At 67.5% G+C, this 19,480-nt stretch carries 14 protein-coding genes and 1 riboswitch; of the genes, 10 read left to right on the top strand and 4 right to left on the bottom strand.

Going from position 1 to position 19,480, the window contains the following annotated elements; translation table 11 throughout:
* The first annotated feature begins 201 nt into the window (after nt 1-201).
* Genes A5789_RS14800 through A5789_RS14790 form a run of 3 tightly spaced genes read left to right on the top strand, consistent with a single transcriptional unit; the run spans nt 202 to nt 7,390 of the window.
* The gene (locus A5789_RS14800) at nt 202-453 is read left to right on the top strand and encodes an acyl carrier protein (protein ID WP_063014346.1); all 252 of its coding nucleotides are present in this window, start codon (nt 202-204) and stop codon (nt 451-453) included.
* Entirely contained in the window at nt 450-5,663 is a 5,214-nt protein-coding gene (locus tag A5789_RS14795) for a type I polyketide synthase (RefSeq protein WP_064906325.1), read from the top strand. Before A5789_RS14800 ends, A5789_RS14795 begins: the two co-directional genes overlap by 4 nt.
* Nucleotides 5,660-7,390: a fatty acyl-AMP ligase gene (locus A5789_RS14790; RefSeq protein ID WP_064906323.1), complete on the top strand. Its 1,731-nt coding sequence runs from the start codon at nt 5,660-5,662 to the stop codon at nt 7,388-7,390. Before A5789_RS14795 ends, A5789_RS14790 begins: the two co-directional genes overlap by 4 nt.
* Here A5789_RS14790 and A5789_RS14785 read toward each other — a convergent pair.
* From A5789_RS14785 to A5789_RS14775, 3 genes are all read right to left on the bottom strand, one after another.
* Nucleotides 7,367-7,753, bottom strand: a complete 387-nt coding sequence (locus A5789_RS14785) for an RNA-binding S4 domain-containing protein (RefSeq protein WP_064906321.1) — start codon at nt 7,751-7,753, stop codon at nt 7,367-7,369. The two genes, A5789_RS14790 and A5789_RS14785, sit on opposite strands and share 24 nt — an antisense overlap.
* 62 nt (nt 7,754-7,815) lie before the next feature.
* Nucleotides 7,816-8,493 (bottom strand): C40 family peptidase, encoded by a 678-nt coding sequence (locus A5789_RS38395; protein WP_064906319.1) that lies wholly within the window; start codon nt 8,491-8,493, stop codon nt 7,816-7,818.
* Between the two features lie 18 nt (nt 8,494-8,511).
* Nucleotides 8,512-8,676: riboswitch (cyclic di-AMP (ydaO/yuaA leader) on the bottom strand.
* Between the two features lie 263 nt (nt 8,677-8,939).
* Entirely contained in the window at nt 8,940-9,224 is a 285-nt protein-coding gene (locus A5789_RS14775) for a hypothetical protein (protein WP_063014352.1), read from the bottom strand.
* A 164-nt stretch (nt 9,225-9,388) separates the two neighbouring features.
* On the opposite strand from A5789_RS14775, the gene A5789_RS14770 reads away from it, so the two are divergent.
* Both A5789_RS14770 and A5789_RS14765 read left to right on the top strand, forming a co-directional pair.
* Complete coding sequence (locus A5789_RS14770) at nt 9,389-10,573, top strand: ATP-binding protein (RefSeq protein WP_030514121.1); 1,185 nt, start codon at nt 9,389-9,391, stop codon at nt 10,571-10,573.
* A gap of 95 nt (nt 10,574-10,668) precedes the next feature.
* The gene (locus tag A5789_RS14765; RefSeq protein ID WP_063014354.1) at nt 10,669-12,624 is read left to right on the top strand and encodes an acyl-CoA dehydrogenase family protein; all 1,956 of its coding nucleotides are present in this window, start codon (nt 10,669-10,671) and stop codon (nt 12,622-12,624) included.
* A gap of 72 nt (nt 12,625-12,696) precedes the next feature.
* Here A5789_RS14765 and A5789_RS14760 read toward each other — a convergent pair whose 3' ends face one another.
* Nucleotides 12,697-13,827: an epoxide hydrolase family protein gene (locus tag A5789_RS14760; protein WP_064906317.1), complete on the bottom strand. Its 1,131-nt coding sequence runs from the start codon at nt 13,825-13,827 to the stop codon at nt 12,697-12,699.
* A gap of 249 nt (nt 13,828-14,076) precedes the next feature.
* On the opposite strand from A5789_RS14760, the gene A5789_RS14755 reads away from it, so the two are divergent.
* From A5789_RS14755 to A5789_RS14735, 5 genes are all read left to right on the top strand, one after another.
* On the top strand, nt 14,077-15,105 hold the full coding sequence (locus A5789_RS14755) for an alpha/beta fold hydrolase (RefSeq protein WP_082940728.1): 1,029 nt from the start codon (nt 14,077-14,079) through the stop codon (nt 15,103-15,105).
* A 169-nt stretch (nt 15,106-15,274) separates the two neighbouring features.
* Nucleotides 15,275-15,565, top strand: coding sequence for a hypothetical protein (locus A5789_RS14750; RefSeq protein ID WP_030514117.1), 291 nt, complete (start codon nt 15,275-15,277; stop codon nt 15,563-15,565).
* 306 nt (nt 15,566-15,871) lie between these two features.
* Nucleotides 15,872-16,702, top strand: a complete 831-nt coding sequence (locus A5789_RS14745) for a hypothetical protein (protein WP_062966449.1) — start codon at nt 15,872-15,874, stop codon at nt 16,700-16,702.
* 60 nt (nt 16,703-16,762) lie between these two features.
* Nucleotides 16,763-18,703 carry a fumarate reductase/succinate dehydrogenase flavoprotein subunit gene (locus tag A5789_RS14740; RefSeq protein WP_063014356.1) on the top strand — a complete coding sequence of 647 codons (1,941 nt, stop codon included), beginning with the start codon at nt 16,763-16,765 and terminating at the stop codon, nt 18,701-18,703.
* 2 nt (nt 18,704-18,705) lie between these two features.
* Nucleotides 18,706-19,452 (top strand): succinate dehydrogenase/fumarate reductase iron-sulfur subunit, encoded by a 747-nt coding sequence (locus tag A5789_RS14735; protein WP_063014358.1) that lies wholly within the window; start codon nt 18,706-18,708, stop codon nt 19,450-19,452.
* The last annotated feature ends 28 nt before the right edge of the window (nt 19,453-19,480 follow it).

The following is a 19,480-nucleotide window of genomic DNA, read 5'->3' as shown; positions in this document are numbered from 1 at the left end:
GGACGCGGCTCGTCTCGTCACTCTCGCCCCTGTGGCCTCAGCTGTCTCGACCTCTTCACCGGGCCCCGACTTGTCGGCATAATCGCTGGGGAACCTGCACTATGCGGGACACCCGCACCCGGTCGGCACTGTGAGCCGCTGCGCGAATCGCGCTCACATGCCACCCGACCGTCGTGCGACGGCGCCGGATACGGGGAGGACATGGCGGTGGGGCAGCGGGAACGGATCGGCACCTCGGCGGACGCGGCGGTCGCCGCCGTCGCGCACATGCTGGGCGCCGCACCCGAATCCGTTTCCACCACAGTGCCTTTCACCGATCTGGGCCTGAGCTCCGCGCAGCTCGCCCGCCTCGCGGGCGTGCTCGAAGATGCTCTGGGCGTGGAGATCTCGCTCACCGAGCTCTACGACAACCCGGATATCGAGCGGCTCGTCGACCATCTCGAGCGCCGATGACAGCCGCCACGCCACCGATATCGATCATCGGTATCGGATGCCGAGTACCGGGCGCTTCCGGCGTGAACGAATTGTGGCGCTTGCTGATCGAGAGCCGCAGCGGAGTCGGCGACCCGCCGCCGGGGCGCGACGGCGCGGGCCGCGGCGGCTATCTGGATTCGATCACGGAATTCGACAACGACCGCTTCTCGATCTCCGATCGCGAAGCGGCCCTGATGGATCCGCAACAGCGGCTGGCGCTGGAGGTCGCGGTCGAAGCGATCGACGATGCCGGAGTCGGGTATCGGCTGAGCGGGTCGGACACGGCGGTTCTCTTCGGCGCCTGCGGTTTCGACCACGGAGCGGTCGTCCTCGGCAGCGGCGGGCAGGACGCGCCCTACGCGGTGACCGGGTCCGCGCTGAGCATCATCGCCAATCGGATCTCGTACGCACTGGATCTGCACGGACCGAGTGTGGTCCTCGACAGCGCGTGTTCGTCCTCGCTCGCGGCGGTGGACCTCGCCGTGCGGTTGCTGGCCGACGACGCCGTACCGTACGCCATCGTCGGCGGCGTGAATCTCGCGCTGCTGCCGCACACTTCGCAGTACCTCGAACAGGGTGGCTTCCTCGCCGCTGACGGGCGGTGCAAGCCGTTCGACGCGGCCGCCGACGGATACGTTCGCGGCGATGGGGCGACCGTGCTGGTATTGCAGCGCACGGCCGACGCGCAGCGTGAGGGCAACCGGTGCTACGCCGAGATCGCCGGCGCCGCAGTGGGTTCCGACGGCCGCTCGAACGGTCTATACGCCCCGAACGGGCGCGCGCAACAACAGGTGATCCGCACAGCGTGGGCACGCGCCGGCCTGGATGCCCGCTCCGCCGGATACTTCGAATGTCACGGCACCGGAACACCGGTCGGCGATGCGGTGGAGATCGAGGCGCTGGCCACCGTACTCGATGCGCCGGGCGGCGCGGTGAAACCGTATGTCGGATCGATCAAATCGAATATCGGCCATCTGGAGGCGGCGGCCGGGGTGACCGGGCTGGCCAAAGTGGCGCTGTGCCTGCACCACGGAACCATCGTGCCCACCATCAACTTTCAGCGCGAGAATCCGCTGCTGCGGTTGTCCGAACGCGGCCTCCGGGTGCCGGGTGAAGTGGTCGGCTGGCCCACGGATTCCGGCATGCCGCGATGCGCGGGCGTCAGTTCGTTCGGATTCGGCGGCACCAATGCGCATGTGGTCCTGCGGGAGGTGGAGCCGGGACCGGTGCGCGAGGCGCGGCCTCCGGTGCTCATCGGCCTCACCGGTCGCGACGAGGACGAACTGCGTGACACCGCGACCGTTCTGGCCGGCGGCGAGATGTCGCTGTCCACCCTGGCCGCAACCGGACGCGCACTGCCCCAACCGGTTCGGGCCGCGATCGTGGCGGACGAGCCCGACGATGCAGGCGACGCGCTGCGCGCGGTGGCGAGCGGCTCCCGTTCGCCGGCCCTGCTCGGCGTCGGTGGGCGACGGCGCGGACGAGTGCTTTTCCTGTTCTCCGGACAAGGTGGTCAGCATGCGCACATGGGGCGCGAGCTGGCGGCCCGGTATCCCGAATACGCCCGGGCGGTAGCCGAAACGGCCGACGCCGTGGCGAATGCGGGCGGGCCGCGAGTGTGGACGCCCCGGCACGGCTTCGCCGACAGCGTCGGCGCTACCGAGACGGTGCAACCGGCGCTGTTCGTCTACCAGGTGGCGCTGGCCCGGTTGCTCGCGGCGTGGGGAATCGAGCCGGATGCGGTGGCCGGGCACAGCCTCGGCGAAATCGCGGCCGCGGTGATCGCGGGCGCCCTGTCCCTCGACGATGCCGCGCATCTGGTCACCGTGCGCTCACGGGCGCTGGGGCGGCTGGCCGGGCAGGGCATGATGGCGCTGCTCGAGGCGACGCCGGATCAAGCGCGGCGGCTGGTCGAGCCCTTGCGCGCGGAGGTCGCGGTGGCGGCGGTGAACGGGCCCCGGGCGGTGGTGGTCTCCGGGACCACGCGATACATGGAGACATTGCTGCGGCGAGCGCGGCGGCGGCAGTACTACGTACGACCCGTGCCGGTGGATTTCGCCGCGCACAGCCCGCAGGTTCGCGCGCTCGCCGACGAATTCACCACCGCGCTGCGAGCGCCGGTGCCGCGGGCCCCCCGCGTGCCGGTGTTCTCGACGGCACGATCCGGCCGGGTGATCGATTCCGCCGCGATGGATACCGACTATTGGATCGACAACCTCTGTGGCACCGTCGATCTGGACGCGGCCGTCGAATCCGCCGTGGGCCGGGGCTACACCTCGGTCGTGGAAATATCACCGCATCCGGTGCTGGCGCCGGCCGTGCGCGACTATCCCGAACTGGCCGACGCGGTCTTCTCGGCCGCGCATCGCGACGGCGAGGTCACCGCCCTGCTCCGCACGGTCGGCGCCATGTATCTGCGAGGGCGTGATGTCGATTGGTCGATCCAGGGCGCGACGGCCGGTCCTGCGGTCGAACGACGCTGGCGGCGAAGAACTTTCCCGTTGCTCACCCGGACCGCGACCGATCCCGGCCGCGAACGACTGGACGATCACGTGGTGAACGGTGTGCCGACCGTGCCCGCCGCGTATTGGATTCGGCGCCTGCTGGATTCGGTTCCCGGACCGATCCGGCTGGCCGACTTCGCGGTTCACGAACGCACGGACATCGCGGATCTCGCCGCGGTCGGCTACCGCAGCGGATCGGATCTGCGCGTACTGCTGGGGCCGGTGTCGCTGGCCTCGGCGCGGGCGGAGACCGCCGCCTCGCCCGCCGACATTCTCGGGTGGATGCGTACGGTGGACGACCATCGCATCTTCGCCACGACAGCGGACGAACTCGATATCGACGAGTTCTATACGTCCTTGCGCACCCGTGGACTCGACTACGGTCCGCGGTTCCGGACGCTAACCGCCGTGCGTGCCGGAAACCGCGGCGCCGTCGGAGTTTTCGATTCGATCCCGCTGACCACGGCCGCGCTCGACGGCTGCTTACAGCTGATCGCCGCCGCCGGCCGGGAAATCCTGCCCGCGGCCGGGCTCGCGGTACCGGTAGCCATCGGGTCGGTATGGCTTTCCGATGCGCCCCGTGTACTGCTGACCGAGGCGCACGCGTTCGTGCGCGGGCACGAGCCGGGCGGGCTGCTGTGCGACGTCATCGCGGTGGACCAGGACGATGCCCCGGCAGTGGCACTGCTCGACGTGCGAATCACATTCGCGGACAGGGCTTCCGGCTCGCGGCAAGCGGCGAGAGATCCGTCCGGGCACACGGTCGTCTACCGGCCGCCCGGAAACGCCGACTTCGACGGCGACCGTCCCGACGCTGCCACCGATGACGGTTTGTACGCCCAGCCCCGGATGACTCGTGCGGCGGTGCCGGACGATGCGCCGCGCGAACGCGCGAGTGCCGGTGTTGTTTCCGGAGTCGCCACCGGCTCGGGAATGAACCTGCTTCTCGAGCGCACCGCCGGGCGCGCACGAGCCGAGTACGACGCGACGGTCGCCACGGCACCGGAGTGGGCGAACTCCGTATTGCGCGAGGAACAGTGGATTGCTGTGCCGTTCTCCGCGGACGCCGCGCGGGCGGTGCACCCGACCGTCGAGCGGGCGTCGGTCGTCGGAGAATCGCGCCTCGCGAAGTCGATCGCCCGCGCGCTGGACCGCCACCTCCCCGCCGAGCGGATCGCCCGCGAGCCCGGCGAGTCGACGGCCTTGGCGGCAGCGGCACAAGGACCGGCGCCCACGGCCGTGGTGCTGGTCTGGGCGGAAGCACTCTCGGCGCCTCGGCACGACGCGTTCGGCGCGGGAACCGACACGAGTCCGGTCGTCCCCGCACTCGAGCGAGCCTTGCGCGTCCTGCAGCAGGTGATCGCCGCGGAAACGACGGCGAGCCTCACTGTGGTGCTACGGGATCCGGCATCCGTCGAACACAATGCTGTCGCCGCGCTGGTCCGGACCCTGCAGCTGGAATCCGGCCGACCGGTGCGCCTGATCTGGTCCGACGAATCGGGCGCCGACATCGTGCGCGAGCTCGTGCTCGACTCGCGGGGGCCGGCAGAAGTGCGCGTGGAAGGTGCGCGGACGCTGATGCGGCGGTTCCGGCGACTCGGCGGAGCAGGCTCCGGGGTCCCGATCTGCGCCGACGGCACCTACGTGGTCACCGGCGGGCTCGGCGCGCTGGGGGCCGCCGCGGTGCGGTGGCTGCTCGAGCAGGGAGCACGCGATGTGGTCGTCCTGACCCGGCGTCCGCGGCCGCTGCCGCCGCTGCTCGACGGCGCCGAGGACCGCGTGGTAGTCGTGCGCTGTGATGTCGCCGATCGCGCGGACCTGGCCAACGCCCTCGACGACATCCGAGCGTGCGGATCGACGATCCGAGGTCTGGTGCATTCCGCCGGTGTGCTGCAGGACGCCGAATTCGACCGCGTGACAGGCGAATCTCTGGCCTTGCACTTCGAACCGAAAACGACCGCCGCCGTCTCGCTGCTCGAACTGACGGCGAGCGACCCGGTCGACTTCACCCTCCTGTTCTCCTCCGCCACCGGTCTGTTCGGGGCACCCGGACAAGCCGCGTACGCCGCCGCCAATGCGGCAGTGGATGCGCTCGCGCACGCCGCCACCGGCCGATCGGTGACCAGCATCGCCTGGGGCAGCTGGGACGCCGGGCTCGCCCGCTCCGCCGGAGGCGCCGCACATCTGCGGACCGCCGGCATCACCCCTTTCGATGCCGCTCGCGGCATGTCCGTGCTGTCCGCGATTCTCGGCCGCCCGCAGGCGGTGGTGCTCGCGCTGGACTACACGCCCACCGACGACCCGGGACCGGTCGCGGCCAGACTGCGCGAGGCGCTGGCTCCCGCGGGTTCACTCGGGGCCGATTTGCCGGGTGGACGCTCGCCGGGCTCGGCAAACACTGCGGCCGACAGACGTCTGTCCCTAGTTGCCGACGCGGGCGAGGATGTACAGCGAATCGTGCGCGCCACGGTCGCGAACGTACTGTCGCGAGACGTCGAATTCGTCGATCCCGAAGCCGATTTCGCGACACTGAATCTGTCCTCGCTGCTGGCCATAGATCTGCGACGCCGTCTGGAGCACCGGCTGGGAATCCGGATCGCCACCGCCGAGCTGTTCGACAACCCCTCTGTCACGGCGTTGTCGGCCGCGTTGGCGCTTCGAATGCCGCGCCAGGAGCGACGATGATCAACCGCTTGGCGGCGACCGTCGCGGACCGGGCAGCGAAAACACCGGACGATCCGGCCTTCACCGCGCTGTCGTACCCGGGCGGCCAGCGTACGGCGGCCACCGTCACAGTGTCCGAATTACACAGTGCGGCAGGCGCATTGGCCGAGCGGCTTCGCGAGCGGACATCGCCCGGTGATCGTGTCGCGATCCTGTGCGAGCACGGTCTCGACTATGTCGTCGCCTTTCTCGCCTGCCTCTACAGCGCCCGCACCGCGGTTCCGTTGTTTCCGATGGCGATGCGCCGCAATGCCGAACGGCTACGGACGATCCTCGTCGACGCCGAGCCGCGTCTGAGCCTCGTCTCGCCACGCTTGCCGACCGGCACGCCCGAATGTCCGGATGCCGACGCCATGCCGTACGGCGAACTCCTGACGGTGGATGTGCATGCCGGCACCGGCGACGTCCGAGTGGATCCGGCCGGCGCGCATCCCGCCTATCTCCAGTACACCTCCGGCTCCACCACTTCGCCTGCGGGAGTGTGCATCACCCACGCCAATCTCGCGGCGGCACTCGATCAGTTGCGTACGGCTCTGGCACCGGCCGACGACCGTCCGATGGCCACCTGGCTGCCGTTCTTCCACGATATGGGCCTGGTTTTCGCCCTGTCGCTGCCGCTGTATCTGGGCGTTCATGCGATCACGATGCCACCGGCCGACTTCGCCAAACGGCCGATCCGATGGTTGCGCGCGTGCAGCGACTATCGCGCCGCCGCGACCGCCAGCCCGAATTTCGGTCTGGCACTGGCTGTTTCGGCCACAACGGCGGCGGAGCGCGACGGTCTCGATCTGTCCTCGCTGGATCTGCTGCTCAACGGGGCCGAACCGATCCGCGCCACCGCTCTGGACGCCTTCACTCGCACCTTCGCCCCGTACGGATTCCGTCACCGGGCCCACACCGCGGGATACGGCCTGGCCGAGGCAACCCTTCCGGTGACCATCTCGCGCCCGGAGGCGGAACCGGTATGCGTCGACTTCGACCGCGCCGCCCTGAGCTCGGGCCGGGCGACGGTCGCGTCCGCGCGCCACGACGGTATCGCGCTGGTCGACTGCGGCCGTCCCGCCGGGCAAACCGTGCGCATCGTCGATCCCGTAACGCGCCTACCGTGCGACGACAGTGCCGTCGGTGAGATATGGGTGCGGGGTCCGAATGTCGGCGCGGGATATGCGGGGCTGCGCGAGCGGACCGCGGCCACCTTCGGCGCAGTGCTCCCTGGACAGTCCGGAGCGTGGCTGCGCACCGGAGATCTCGGTTTCCTCCACGACGAGGGGCTCTACATCGCGGGCCGCCTGCGCGACACGATCGTCATCGACGGCCGCAACCATTTCCCCGCCGATATCGAAGCCACCGCCGCCGACTCCGTGCCCGAACTGCGTCCCGGGCATATCGCGGCGTTCGGTGTCGATACCGGTGAACGCGAGGACCTCGTGGTCGTCGCCGAGGTGGTGAGCCCACCGGCCGCCGCGAGCGATATCGGCCGGCGGGTACGGGCCGCGGTGGCGACCGTGCACGGCATCGCACCGGCGGACGTGCTGTTGTTACCGCGCGGCGCGATTCCGAAGACCTCGAGCGGAAAGGTGCGCCGGGGCGAATGCCGCACCCGCTATCGGGCAGGGGAGTTCAGCGAGGAATTCGGCACCGACGCGGGCGCCCTCCGCGCGAACTCAGGTCGAATCCCGGCCGAGTAGCCGATCGGTTTCGCGGCGTTCGCGCTTGGTGGGGCGTCCGGCGCCGCGGTCGCGCTTGGGCATCGCGGCGACGATTTCCGGTGCGGGTGGCGGAGGGCTCTTGTCGATATAGCATTGCGTCGCGATCGAAGCGCCGACGCGTTTCACGACCGGTCGGACCACGACGACGATGCGTTCGGCCCCGGCATTGCGGACCCGCACCTCATCACCGGGCTTGATCTGATGAGCGGGTTTAACCGTCGCGCCGTTGACACGCACATGACCGCCGCGGCACGCGGTGGCTGCGGCGGATCGCGTTTTGAACAGCCGGACAGCCCAGATCCAGGAGTCGACCCGAGCTGTAGCTGGTTGTGCCTGTTCCAGTTTTCGCTCCTCACAGCATGGCCCGGCGGATCACCGCCGGGCCATGCTGTCGAGCGGAACGACTAGGCGACGCGGCGTGCGGTGACGATCGAGTCGGGGTCCAGATGCGCGTAGCTGACGGTCTCACCCGACTGCGGCGCCTGGAGAATCTTGCCATCCCCGGCGTACATGGACACGTGGCCGCCACCGTTCTGGATGACGAGGTCGCCCGGCTTCAGGTCCTGGAAGGCGACCGGCTTGCCGACGTGCGACTGTTCGAAGCTGGTACGCGGCAGCTGAATTCCGGCCTGCTTGTACGCCCACTGCACCAGACCGGAGCAGTCGAAGTTCGAAGGACCGGAAGCGCCCCACACGTAGTCGGCGCCGATCTTGCTGCGCGCAGCGTCGAGCGCGACGTCACCGACGCCGTGCTGCTGCTGCGGCTGGCCGAACATGCCACTCATCGGGTTCTGCGCGGCGTTGGGGATGCTGGGCGCGATCGCCTGCGAGCTCAGCGCCTGCTGAACTCCCTTGATCTGATCCGCGTGATCGGCGAGCACCTGGTTCGCCTGGCTGACCTGCTGGTCGAATTCCGAACCCAGCGGAACGTCGAAGTTGCCGACGCCGGGAACGTTGATTGTGGCCGCCATGGCCGGAATCGCCGGAATCGCACCGGTTGTGGCCGCTACTGCGCCGCAGACCAGCGCACCCTTGACGGAATTCGGCAGCCGAGATTCCCGTTGCAGACTGTGTTTACCCACCGAGCTGAGTCTCCTGTTTCTTCCTTGCCCACGCGCCGACCGGGTTAGCTGACGGGTTCGGACCGGGAAGATTCGGCCCTACCCCATCGACCTTGCGACCGAAGAGGATTCACCCCAGTAACCTGGGTCCCCGGTTCAGCGATCGAGCTGCCCACTCGACTGCTGATTAGGCGGTGACTCAGCGGGCCGCCCCTCTAATGAAGCGACATACTCCGCGAAGTCACGAAGAGATTACGACGGCTCGGTGTTGTTGTCCACCCCACACGACGGCGTGTCTGCCCGCGTGTCGCCAAAACGCCAGGACCACCCCCGATTACAGCCCGACGAATCCATCTGCTATGGAGATCACGGCACGGTATCCACGGCTCTGCCCTCGTTATCGAAACGAGTCGCCCGGGGCGTTACATCCGTGGCATTTCGTCGGCGGCATTACATCGGCGGCCGATTCACGCCTCACCGTGCGGACGGACCGCCCGCTCGAGTTCCGCGATGCGTCCTCGCGCGTCCGCCAGTTCTGTTTCCAGCCGACCCAGCGCGATCACGAGCGGACCGACCGCCAGATCCGCCACCAGTTGCGGATCGTCGTACCCCTGCGCGATCGCGTGCAGGATGTTGTCGCGAATCTGCCGGGCGACGCTCGCTCCGGCCGGCACGTCCCAGGACCCGACGACCTCGGCCACCGTGGGGTTCGGCCGATCGCCGGACTGCTGATCTTCCGAATCGGTGGACATGACCCCTCCTGCGGGCATTTCGGACCTCGATCAGCCACCAGCGTAGAGAGCCCCTCGCGCCCGGTCATCCCCGCACAGCGGCTGCCATTCGCTCGGATAGCGCAATCTAGGACATCCCCTATATATCCCGAGATTTCGGTGCGAACGCGCTACGGTGTCGGGGCATGGACCCCGTGCGGAATCCGTATGCCCCGGGCGCCGGCCAGCGCCCGCCCGAACTCGCCGGGCGCGACAAACAGCTCGACGCGTTCGACATCGTGCTCGAACGCATCTCGCGCGGGCGTCCCGAACGCAGTGTGATGCTCACCGGCCTACGCGGCGTGGGAAAGACCGTGCTGCTCAACCAACTTCGGTCCACGGCCCGCTCGCGCGGCTGGGGGACCGGCAAACTGGAGGCTCGCCCGGATCAGGAATTGCGGCGACCGCTGGCATCGGCGCTGCATATGGCGGTGCGCCAGATCGCGGTCGCCCACCGCAATCCCGAGATGGTCGACGATTTCCTGGGCATCCTCAAGGCCTTCGCCCTGCGCGCGACCGCCGACAAGGGGATGCGGGAACGCTGGCAGCCCGGTATCGACGTCCCGGCCGTCACCGGGCGCGCGGACTCCGGTGACATCGAGATCGATCTGGTGGAGTTGCTGCTGGAGGCCGCCCAGCTCGCCCGAGATATCGGCGTAGGCATCGCCGTGTTCATCGACGAGATGCAGGATCTGGGACCGGCCGATATCTCCGCGATCTGCGGCGCCTGCCACGAATTGAGCCAGGAGACAGCGCCGTTGATCGTGGTGGGCGCGGGCCTGCCACATCTGCCGGCCGTTCTCTCGGCCTCCAAGAGCTATTCCGAGCGCCTTTTCGGCTACCACCGTATCGACCGACTCGATCGCGATTCCGCGGACCGCGCGCTGATCGCCCCCGCCGAGCGCGAGGCGGTGGAGTTCACCGAGGAGGCCCTGAAAGCCCTGTACGACAAGGCAGATGGGTACCCCTATTTCGTCCAGGCCTACGGTAAGGCCACGTGGGATGTGGCCGCCCGCAGCCCGATCGGCGCCGAGGATGTGGAACTGGCCGCCCCCGCTGCCGAGGAGGAGTTGGCGGTCGGATTCTTCGGCTCCCGCTATGAACGGGCAACTCCGGCCGAGCGCGAGTACATGCGGGCGATGGCCGATCTGGCCGGCGACGACGGGCCGGTGCCGACCGCGGCGGTCGCCCAGGAGCTGGGCCGCAAACCCGCGTCGCTGTCTCCGGCCCGGGACGGACTCATCAAGAAGGGGCTGATCTACTCCGCCGAGCGGGGCACCATCGGCTTCACGGTGCCGCATTTCGGGCGGTACCTGCGCGGCGTGCAGTAATTCTTCGACCGCCGATTTCGCCGGAGGCCTACCGGCGGGTAACCAAGCCTTCTACACTCAAATGTGATCCTGATCACGTTTCGAGGGAGGGTCCCATGGCGACAGCCGCGAAAGTTCACGCCACCGAAGAGCAGGCCCGCGCACTGGTCGAGGAGTCGCGCGAAAGTACCTGGGCCAAACCGTCGTTCGCCAAGCAGATGTTCCTCGGCCGGTTCCGGCTCGACCTGATTCATCCGTATCCACAGCCGGCTCCCGACGACGCGGCGCGGACCGAGGCCTACCTGGAACGGCTGCGGGCCTTCTGCGAGACGCTGGACGGGTCGGTCATCGAGGCCGAATCGAAGATCCCCGACGACTACGTTCGCGGCCTGGCCGAACTCGGCTGCTTCGGACTCAAGATCCCGCCGGAATACGGCGGGCAGGGCCTGTCGCAGGTCGGCTACAACCGGGCGCTGATGCTGGTCGGCTCGGTACACGCGAGCCTGGGCGTGCTGCTGTCGGCGCATCAGTCGATCGGCGTGCCGGAACCGCTGAAGTTGGCCGGCACCGAGGAACAGAAGCGCGAATTCCTGCCCCGATGCGCGCGGGGCGCGGTCAGCGCCTTCCTGCTGACCGAACCGGACGTCGGATCCGATCCCGCCCGGATGGCGAGTACCGCGACCCCGACCGCCGACGGCGAGGCCTACGAACTCGACGGAGTGAAGTTGTGGACGACCAACGGTGTGGTCGCCGAACTGCTGGTGGTGATGGCGCGGGTGCCGAAGGGGCCCGGACATCGCGGCGGGATATCCGCCTTCGTGGTGGAGGCCGACACCCCCGGCATCACCGTCGAGCGCCGCAACGCCTTCATGGGTCTGCACGGGATCGAGAACGGTGTGACCCGGATGCACAAGGTCCGGGTGCCGGCGCGCAATCTGATCGGTCGCGAGGGCGACGGCCTGAAGATCGCGCTGACCACACTCAATGCCGGACGGCTGGCGATTCCCGCGCTGTGCACCGCGGCGGCGAAGTGGTCGCTCAAGATCAGCCGCGGCTGGTCGGCGGCGCGCGTGCAGTGGGGCCGCCCGGTCGGTGAGCACGCGGCGGTCGCGTCGAAGATATCCTTCGTCGCCGCAACCGCTTTCGCGCTGGAGGCGGTGCTCGAGCTGTCCGGGACGATGTGCGACGAGGCGCGCAACGACATCCGCATCGAAGCCGCACTGGCCAAACTGTGGGCCTCCGAGATGAGCTGTCGCATAGCCGACGAGCTGGTGCAGATACGCGGCGGGCGCGGCTACGAGACCGCCGCCTCCCTGCGCAGCCGGGGTGAGCGGGCGGTGCCGGCCGAACAACTGGTGCGCGATCTGCGAATCAATCGGATCTTCGAAGGCTCCAGCGAGATCATGCGGCTGCTGATCGCCCGGGAGATGGCCGATGCGCACATGGCCGCCGCGGGCGCACTCGTGGACCGTCATGCGGCGTTGAAGGACAAGGCCACCGCAGCGGTCGGGGCGAGTGGCTTCTACGCGAAGTGGTTCCCGCAGTTGGCGGTCGGCCGTGGCACCCTCCCTGCCGGATATACCGAATTCGGCCCGCTGGCAACACATCTGCGCTTCGTCGAGCGCATGTCGCGCAAGCAGGCACGCGAACTGATGTACGCGATGGCGCGCTGGCAGGCGAAACTCGAATACCGGCAGGGGTTCCTGGGCCGTCTCGTGGATATCGGCGCGGAGCTGTTCGCCATGTCGGCGGCCTGTGTTCGGGCGCAGGCCATGCGCGCCGAGGACAGCCGGGACGCGGCCGCGGCGACGGAACTGGCCGATACCTTCTGCCGCCAGTCCCGGTTGCGGGTCGAGGCCGCCTTCGCCGCGCTCTGGGACAACACCGACGACGCCGACACCGCGCTGACTCGGCAGGTGCTCGAGGGCCGCTACGAATGGCTGGAATCGGGCGTGCTCGACCCGAGCGAGGGCACCGGCCCGTGGATCGCGGAATGGGAATTCGGGCCGTCCACCGAGCACAATCTGCTCACCCCGTTCCTGCCGTCCACGCGCGCGGCGGCCGACGCGTAGCGATCCATCGGAAAATCTAGGGCTGTCTAGCTTCAGCGATCGAGAGCCTTAGATTTCCCGATGAAACGTCGCTCAGCCGAGATTGCCGAAGAAGGTGCGCAGGTCCGCCGCATATGCCCGCGGTTGATCCATCGCGATGAAATGGTGCCCGGGCGGATTGCCCTCGGGCCAGTGCACGATCTTCGCGGTGCGCTCGGCGAGCCGCCGGATACCCGGCGCACCGCTGTACACCCCGGTCGGGACCTGCGCCGAACCGGTGGGCCAGGCGAAGCCGCTGCTGTCGTAATACGACCACGCGGAGGTGCCGAAACTCTGAGTGAACCAGTAGATGCTCACGGTGGTCAGCAGCGCATCGCGGTCGATCGCCGCCTCGAGCGAGCCGGCGGCGCTGAATTCGGTGTACTTCTGCACCATCCAGGCCAGTGCGGCGGCGGGTGAATCGTTCCATCCGATCGAGAAGGTCTGCGGCGCCGCACGCAGCAGGCCGTGATGGTCCACGCCGTTGACCCAGTCCGCCGCCATCATCGCCTCGTAACCGGCCCGTTCCGCGTCGGTCAGGATCGGGAGATCGGCCTCGGTGGGAAAGCCCGGACCGGCGGTGAGGTAGAGCCCGGCCACCCGGTCCGGCGCTGCCTCGGCCATCGCGGTGCCCACGTAGGTGCCGAGATCTCCGCCCTGGACGCCGTACCGCTCGTAGCCGAGCCGACGCATCAGCTCCACCCACATCCGTCCGACGCGCTCGGTGCTCCACCCGGTTTCGGCAGGCGCCGCCGAGAATCCGTATCCCGGCACCGACGGTACGACCACGTGGAAGGCCCGCGCGGGATCGCCACCGTGCGCCCGGGGATCGACGAGAAGATCGACGAGATCGGCGAATTCGGTGAAGGTGTTGGGCCAGCCGTGGTTGAGGACCAGGGGCAGCGCCTCGGGTTCGGGCGAGTGCACATGCAGGAAATGCACATCGAGACCGTCGATCTCGGTGCGGTATTGCGGGAACCGATTGAGCCGGGATTCCTCTGCCCGCCAGTCGTATTCGGTGCGCCAGTACTCGGCCAGCTCGCGGAGCCGAGCCACCGGGACACCCCGGCTGCCGTCCGCGCCGGGCAATTGCGGCGCCCACCGCGTCCGGGCGAGGCGTTCGTGCAGATCATCGACGTCGGACTGCGGAATATCGATGCGGAAGCTGCGGATCTCTGCGCTCATGAACGCCACGCTATGGGCGGTATAGGCCAGATTCCGTCCTAGTACGGCGGGAAGGTCTCGATGCCTTTCTACGGCTGTCTACAGAAGTCGGTAGATACGCGAAGATTCTCCCGATCACCGCCCCGCCGGATCGTCGGCGTCCCAGCGGCAGCAATTGTGCAACTTCTGCATAACACCAGGTTAGAGCGGTTAACGCGACGGCAATCAATGACGACATCCGGGCAGGAACGGACTCTGCAGGAGGACGTCATGTCCACGACGATCGCCACCCGCGTCACCGTCTGCGCCGACGACGGCACCCCGCTGGCCGCCTGGACCTTCGGCCCGGCCACGGCCTCGGTGACGGTGGTCTTCGTCCACGGTCACTGCCTGCGGACCGAATCCTGGTGGTTCCTGCGGGATGAACTGCTGCGGCAATGGGGCTCGGACACCCGGATGGTGTTCTACGACCACCGCGGTCACGGCGATTCCGCCGGCGCCGATCCCGCGACCTACACCATCGACCAGCTGGGCCACGATCTCGACGCGGTCTTGCGCGCGGTCGCGCCGACCGGTCCGGTGGTTCTGGTCGGCCATTCCATGGGTGCGATGGTGGTCCTGGCCTACGCTCGCCTGTTCCCGGCCACGATCGGCACCCGCGTGGTCGGCGTCGGGCTGATCGCCGGAGCGGCCGCCGGTATCACCGCGGTGGGGCTGGGCCGATTGCTCAACCGGCACACCGTGACGTCACTGCGGGTCGCGGTACAGCGGGCGCCGCGGGCGCTACAGGTCTCGAAGCGTTTGGGGCGCCGCGTTTTCGAGCCGATGGTGCGCGAAGCGAGTTTCGGCTCGCGGCGGGTGAATCCACGCATGGCCGCTCTCGCCACCGCGATGCTCAACGAAACCCCACTGCCCACCATGGCCTACTTCCTCGATTCGCTCATCCGCTTCGACGAGACGCCGACGCTGCGACTGCTGTCCGATCTTCCGGCCCTGGTCCTCGGTGGATCGGCCGACATCATGATTCCGTTCGCGCATTCGGTGGTACTCGCCGCGCAGCTCGGCCGTTCGGAACTGGTGCGGCTAGACGGCGCCGGGCACAGCGTGATCCTGGAACGCGCCGAGGAAGTGGCCGTGGCCGTCGCGGCACTCGTGGACCGCGCGCTCGTGCCGTCGGCCGGGACGTCGGCCGGGACCTCCGAGAGCCGTCCGGCCGTCACGGCCGTACTTCCGGTTCTCGCACCTCTCGGCGAGGTGGAGCCGCCCTCGGTGACGGTGACCCTGCCGGCCGCCGGATGAGACTCGGATCCAGCGCAGGTGACGAGATCTTTTTCCATGGGCGACGAGCCAGAACGCAAATGATCACGTAATGTGTTGTAGATCACGATGTGCGGTCCGTCACAGGTTTGATCTTGCCCTCGGGCGAGATCCGAGCCGGTGATCGGCCCGGAAGCACCAGGAGGTTTCGATGACACGCAGTGAGATCGCTGAACTGCGCTTCGCAGTCGGACAGCTCCGGCAATGCGTCGGCGCGTTGCGCACCCATTACGGAGATGCCAATTCGGTCCGCCGGCTGGAGAACGATCTCGAACGACTCACCATCGATGCCGAGGAGTTCGAACACACCCCACCACCCGAGGTGGACAGCCGCCGCCAGCAGGAGGTCATCTACGTGCCGGACAGCAAGTCCGACGAGGCGGCATGGATGGGCGCGCAGGACGAAGGCCTCGGCTTCCATTCGCGGCCGCGCACCAAGTAACCGAACATTCACCAGCAGCACGGGCCGTCGCGGCGGCTGTCCATTCCGCCGTGACGGCGCTGCGGCCCGTCGGTTCCCACCCCACCGTATTCGCGAAGAAGGTCTGAAGTAGCTCGTCATTCACTCGTTGCACCGCCGCCGTCGCGCGCCCAGAGAATGTGGCGCAAATCATAGGACGGGGCGGCGATAGATCTTGCCTGGACCGGCCTCGAGTCATAGCCCGGTTGTCGTATGGTGCTCAGCATCACATTCGACGCCGGAGGTAACGATGACGTTCCACGGGGTAGACCAGCGAGGCAGCTTGCAGTGAGCGCAGCACCGACACGCGCCCCCGAGGCGGGCACGGGAGTTTTCAGCAAAGGCCGGGCGGCCATTTCCACACGCACTCTGCGTACCGACCGATGGTGGGTCCCCCCACTGCTCACGGTGCTCGGACTGGCCGCATTCATCATCTACGCAACCGTGAGAGCCTTTGTGCGATCGGCATATTGGGTCTCCGACTACCACTATCTGACGCCGTTCTACTCACCGTGCGTGAGTACCTCGTGCGTCGAAGGTTCGAGCCACTTCGGGCACTGGGTCGGCGACCTGCCGATGTGGATTCCGCTCGGTTTCCTGGTGCTGCCGTTCCTTCTGCTGTTCCGGTTGACCTGCTACTACTACCGCAAGGCCTACTACCGCGCGGTGTGGTTCTCGCCGCCGGCCTGCGCGGTCGCCGAACCGCACGGCAAATACACCGGTGAGACGCGGCTTCCGCTGATCATCCAGAACGTGCACCGCTACTTCTTCTATGTCGCGGTCGTCGTGTCGGTGGTCAACACCTACGACGCGGTCATGGCGTTCCACGGCAAGGACGGCGGCTTCGGCTTCGGCCTGGGCAACATCGTCCTGGTGGTGAACGTCGTTCTGCTGTGGGCATATACGATCTCGTGCCACTCCTGCCGGCATATCACCGGCGGCCGTCTCAAACACTTCTCCGCCCATCCGGTGCGCTACTGGATGTGGACGCAGGTGTCGAAGTTGAACACACGGCACATGCAGCTGGCGTGGACCACGCTGGCCACCCTGGCGATCACCGACTTCTACATCATGCTGGTCGCCAGCGGGACCATCTCCGATCCGCGTTTCGTCGGCTGATTCCGGTGACAGATAACGCCATAGAGCCCAATTCCTCAGTGTCCCAGGAGAATTCGTTTCATGCCTGAAGTCGAACGGCACAAGTACGACGTCGTCGTGATCGGTGCCGGTGGCGCCGGCCTGCGTGCGGTGATCGAGGCGCGCGAACACGGTCTGTCGGTGGCGGTGGTGTGTAAATCGTTGTTCGGCAAGGCCCATACGGTCATGGCCGAAGGCGGTTGCGCCGCCTCGATGGGCAATGCCAACGAGAAGGACAACTGGCAGACGCATTTCCGCGACACCATGCGCGGCGGAAAATTCCTCAACAACTGGCGCATGGCCGAACTGCACGCTCAGGAAGCGCCCGACCGGGTGTGGGAGCTGGAGACCTACGGTGCGCTGTTCGACCGGACGCCCGACGGGCGGATCAGTCAGCGCAACTTCGGCGGGCACACCTATCCCCGCCTCGCCCACGTCGGCGACCGCACCGGCCTCGAGATCATCCGCACCATGCAGCAGAAGATCGTCTCGCTGCAGCAGGAGGACTATGCCGCGACCGGCGACTACGAGGCTCGGATCAAGGTGTTCGCCGAATGCACGATCACCGATCTGCTGAAGGACGGCGATGCCATCTCCGGTGCCTTCGGGTACTGGCGGGAGTCGGGGCGGTTCGTCCTGTTCGAGACTCCCGCGGTCGTCCTGGCCACCGGCGGGGTGGGCAAGTCCTACAAGGTCACCTCGAATTCGTGGGAGTACACCGGCGACGGCCACGCGCTCGCACTGCGCGCCGGCGCCTCGCTGATCAATATGGAATTCCTGCAGTTCCATCCGACCGGCATGGTCTGGCCGCCGAGTGTGAAGGGCATTCTGGTCACCGAGGGTGTGCGCGGTGACGGTGGCGTGCTCAAGAACACCGAGGGCAAGCGCTTCATGTTCGAGTACATCCCGGCGGTGTTCAAGGGGCAGTACGCCGAGACCGAGGACGAAGCCGATCAGTGGTTGCGCGACAACGATTCCGCGCGCCGCACCCCGGACCTGCTGCCCCGGGACGAGGTGGCTCGCGCGATCAACGAAGAGGTCAAGGCCGGGCGCGGCACCCAGCACGGCGGGGTGTACCTCGACATCGCCTCCAGGCTGCCGGCCGCGGAGATCATGCGGCGGCTGCCGTCGATGCATCACCAGTTCAAGGAGCTGGCCGATGTCGACATCACGAAGGAGCCGATGGAGGTCGGGCCGACCTGCCACTACGTGATGGGCGGAATCGAGGTCGATCCCGATACCGGCGCGGCCACCGTGCCCGGATTGTTCGCCGCCGGTGAATGTTCGGGCGGTATGCACGGATCCAACCGCCTCGGCGGCAACTCGCTGTCGGACCTGCTGGTCTTCGGTCGACGCGCCGGCTTGGGCGCGGCCACTTATGTCGAACAGCTGGCACAGCGGCCGGCGGTCGCCGACGCCGATATCGACGCGGCCGCGAAATCCGCACTGGCGCCCTTCGATCCGCCGACCACGGGGACCGGAGAAAATCCGTACACCCTGCACACCGATCTGCAGCAGACGATGAACGACCTGGTCGGCATCATCCGCAAGGAGCACGAGCTGGAACAGGCCATCGTGCGCCTGGGTGAATTGCGGGAGCGCTACGACGGCGTGACCGTCGAGGGCCACCGGCAGTTCAATCCCGGCTGGCATCTCGCACTCGATCTGCGAAACATGTTGCTGGTCAGCGAATGTGTCGCGCAGGCCGCGCTGCTGCGCACCGAGAGCCGGGGTGGTCACACCCGCGACGACCATCCGCAGATGGATCCGCAGTGGCGCAATCGGCTGCTGGTGTGCCGGACCGATCCGGACGGTGTCGGCCAGACCGTGCCGCCGGTGGTGGTCACCTCGGAGGATCAGAAGCCGATGCGACCGGACCTGCTCGCCCTGTTCGAGTTGAGCGAGCTGGAGAAGTATTACACCCCGGCGGAGACCGCCGCTCATCCCGCGGCCGCCGAATCATCCGCGAAAGGGGATGAGTAGCAATGGGTTACGATGCCCACTTCCGCGTATGGCGCGGTGACGACGACAAGGGCGAACTGCAGGACTACACCGTCGAGGTGAACGAGGGCGAGGTCGTCCTCGACATCATTCATCGGTTGCAGGCCACCCAGGCCCCGGATCTGGCGGTGCGCTGGAACTGCAAGGCCGGCAAGTGTGGTTCCTGTTCGGCGGAGGTGAACGGCCGTCCGCGTCTGATGTGTATGACCCGAATGTCGACCTTCGCCGCCGACGAGGTGGTGACGGTGACCCCGTTGCGCACCTTCCCGGTAATTCGCGATCTGGTGACCGATGTGTCGTTCAACTATCAGAAGGCCAGGGAAATACCGTCTTTCACTCCGCCGGCCGATCTGAAGCCGGGGGACTACCGCATGCAGCAGCGGGATGTGGAACGCTCGCAGGAGTTCCGCAAGTGCATCGAATGCTTCCTGTGCCAGAACGTTTGTCACGTCGTGCGCGACCACGAGGACAACAAGAACGCCTTCGCCGGGCCGCGCTATCTGATGCGGGTGGCCGAGTTGGAGATGCATCCGCTGGATGTGGCGGACCGGCGCGAGATGGCGCAGGAGGAGTTCGGACTCGGCTTCTGCAACATCACCAAGTGCTGCACGGAGGTGTGCCCGGAGCACATCAAGATCACCGACAACGCCCTCATCCCGATGAAGGAAAGAGTTGCGGATCGCAAATACGATCCGATCGTCTGGCTGGGTAACAAATTGTTCCGGCGATAAATCTACGGCGGAATCGGAGAAGAATTTC

This window comes from Nocardia sp. 852002-51101_SCH5132738 (assembly GCF_001665695.1).
Classification (GTDB): Bacteria; Actinomycetota; Actinomycetes; order Mycobacteriales; family Mycobacteriaceae; genus Nocardia; species Nocardia nova.
The sequence above is the reverse complement of the archived record's forward strand: the minus strand, read 5'-3'. Positions and strand labels throughout refer to the sequence as shown.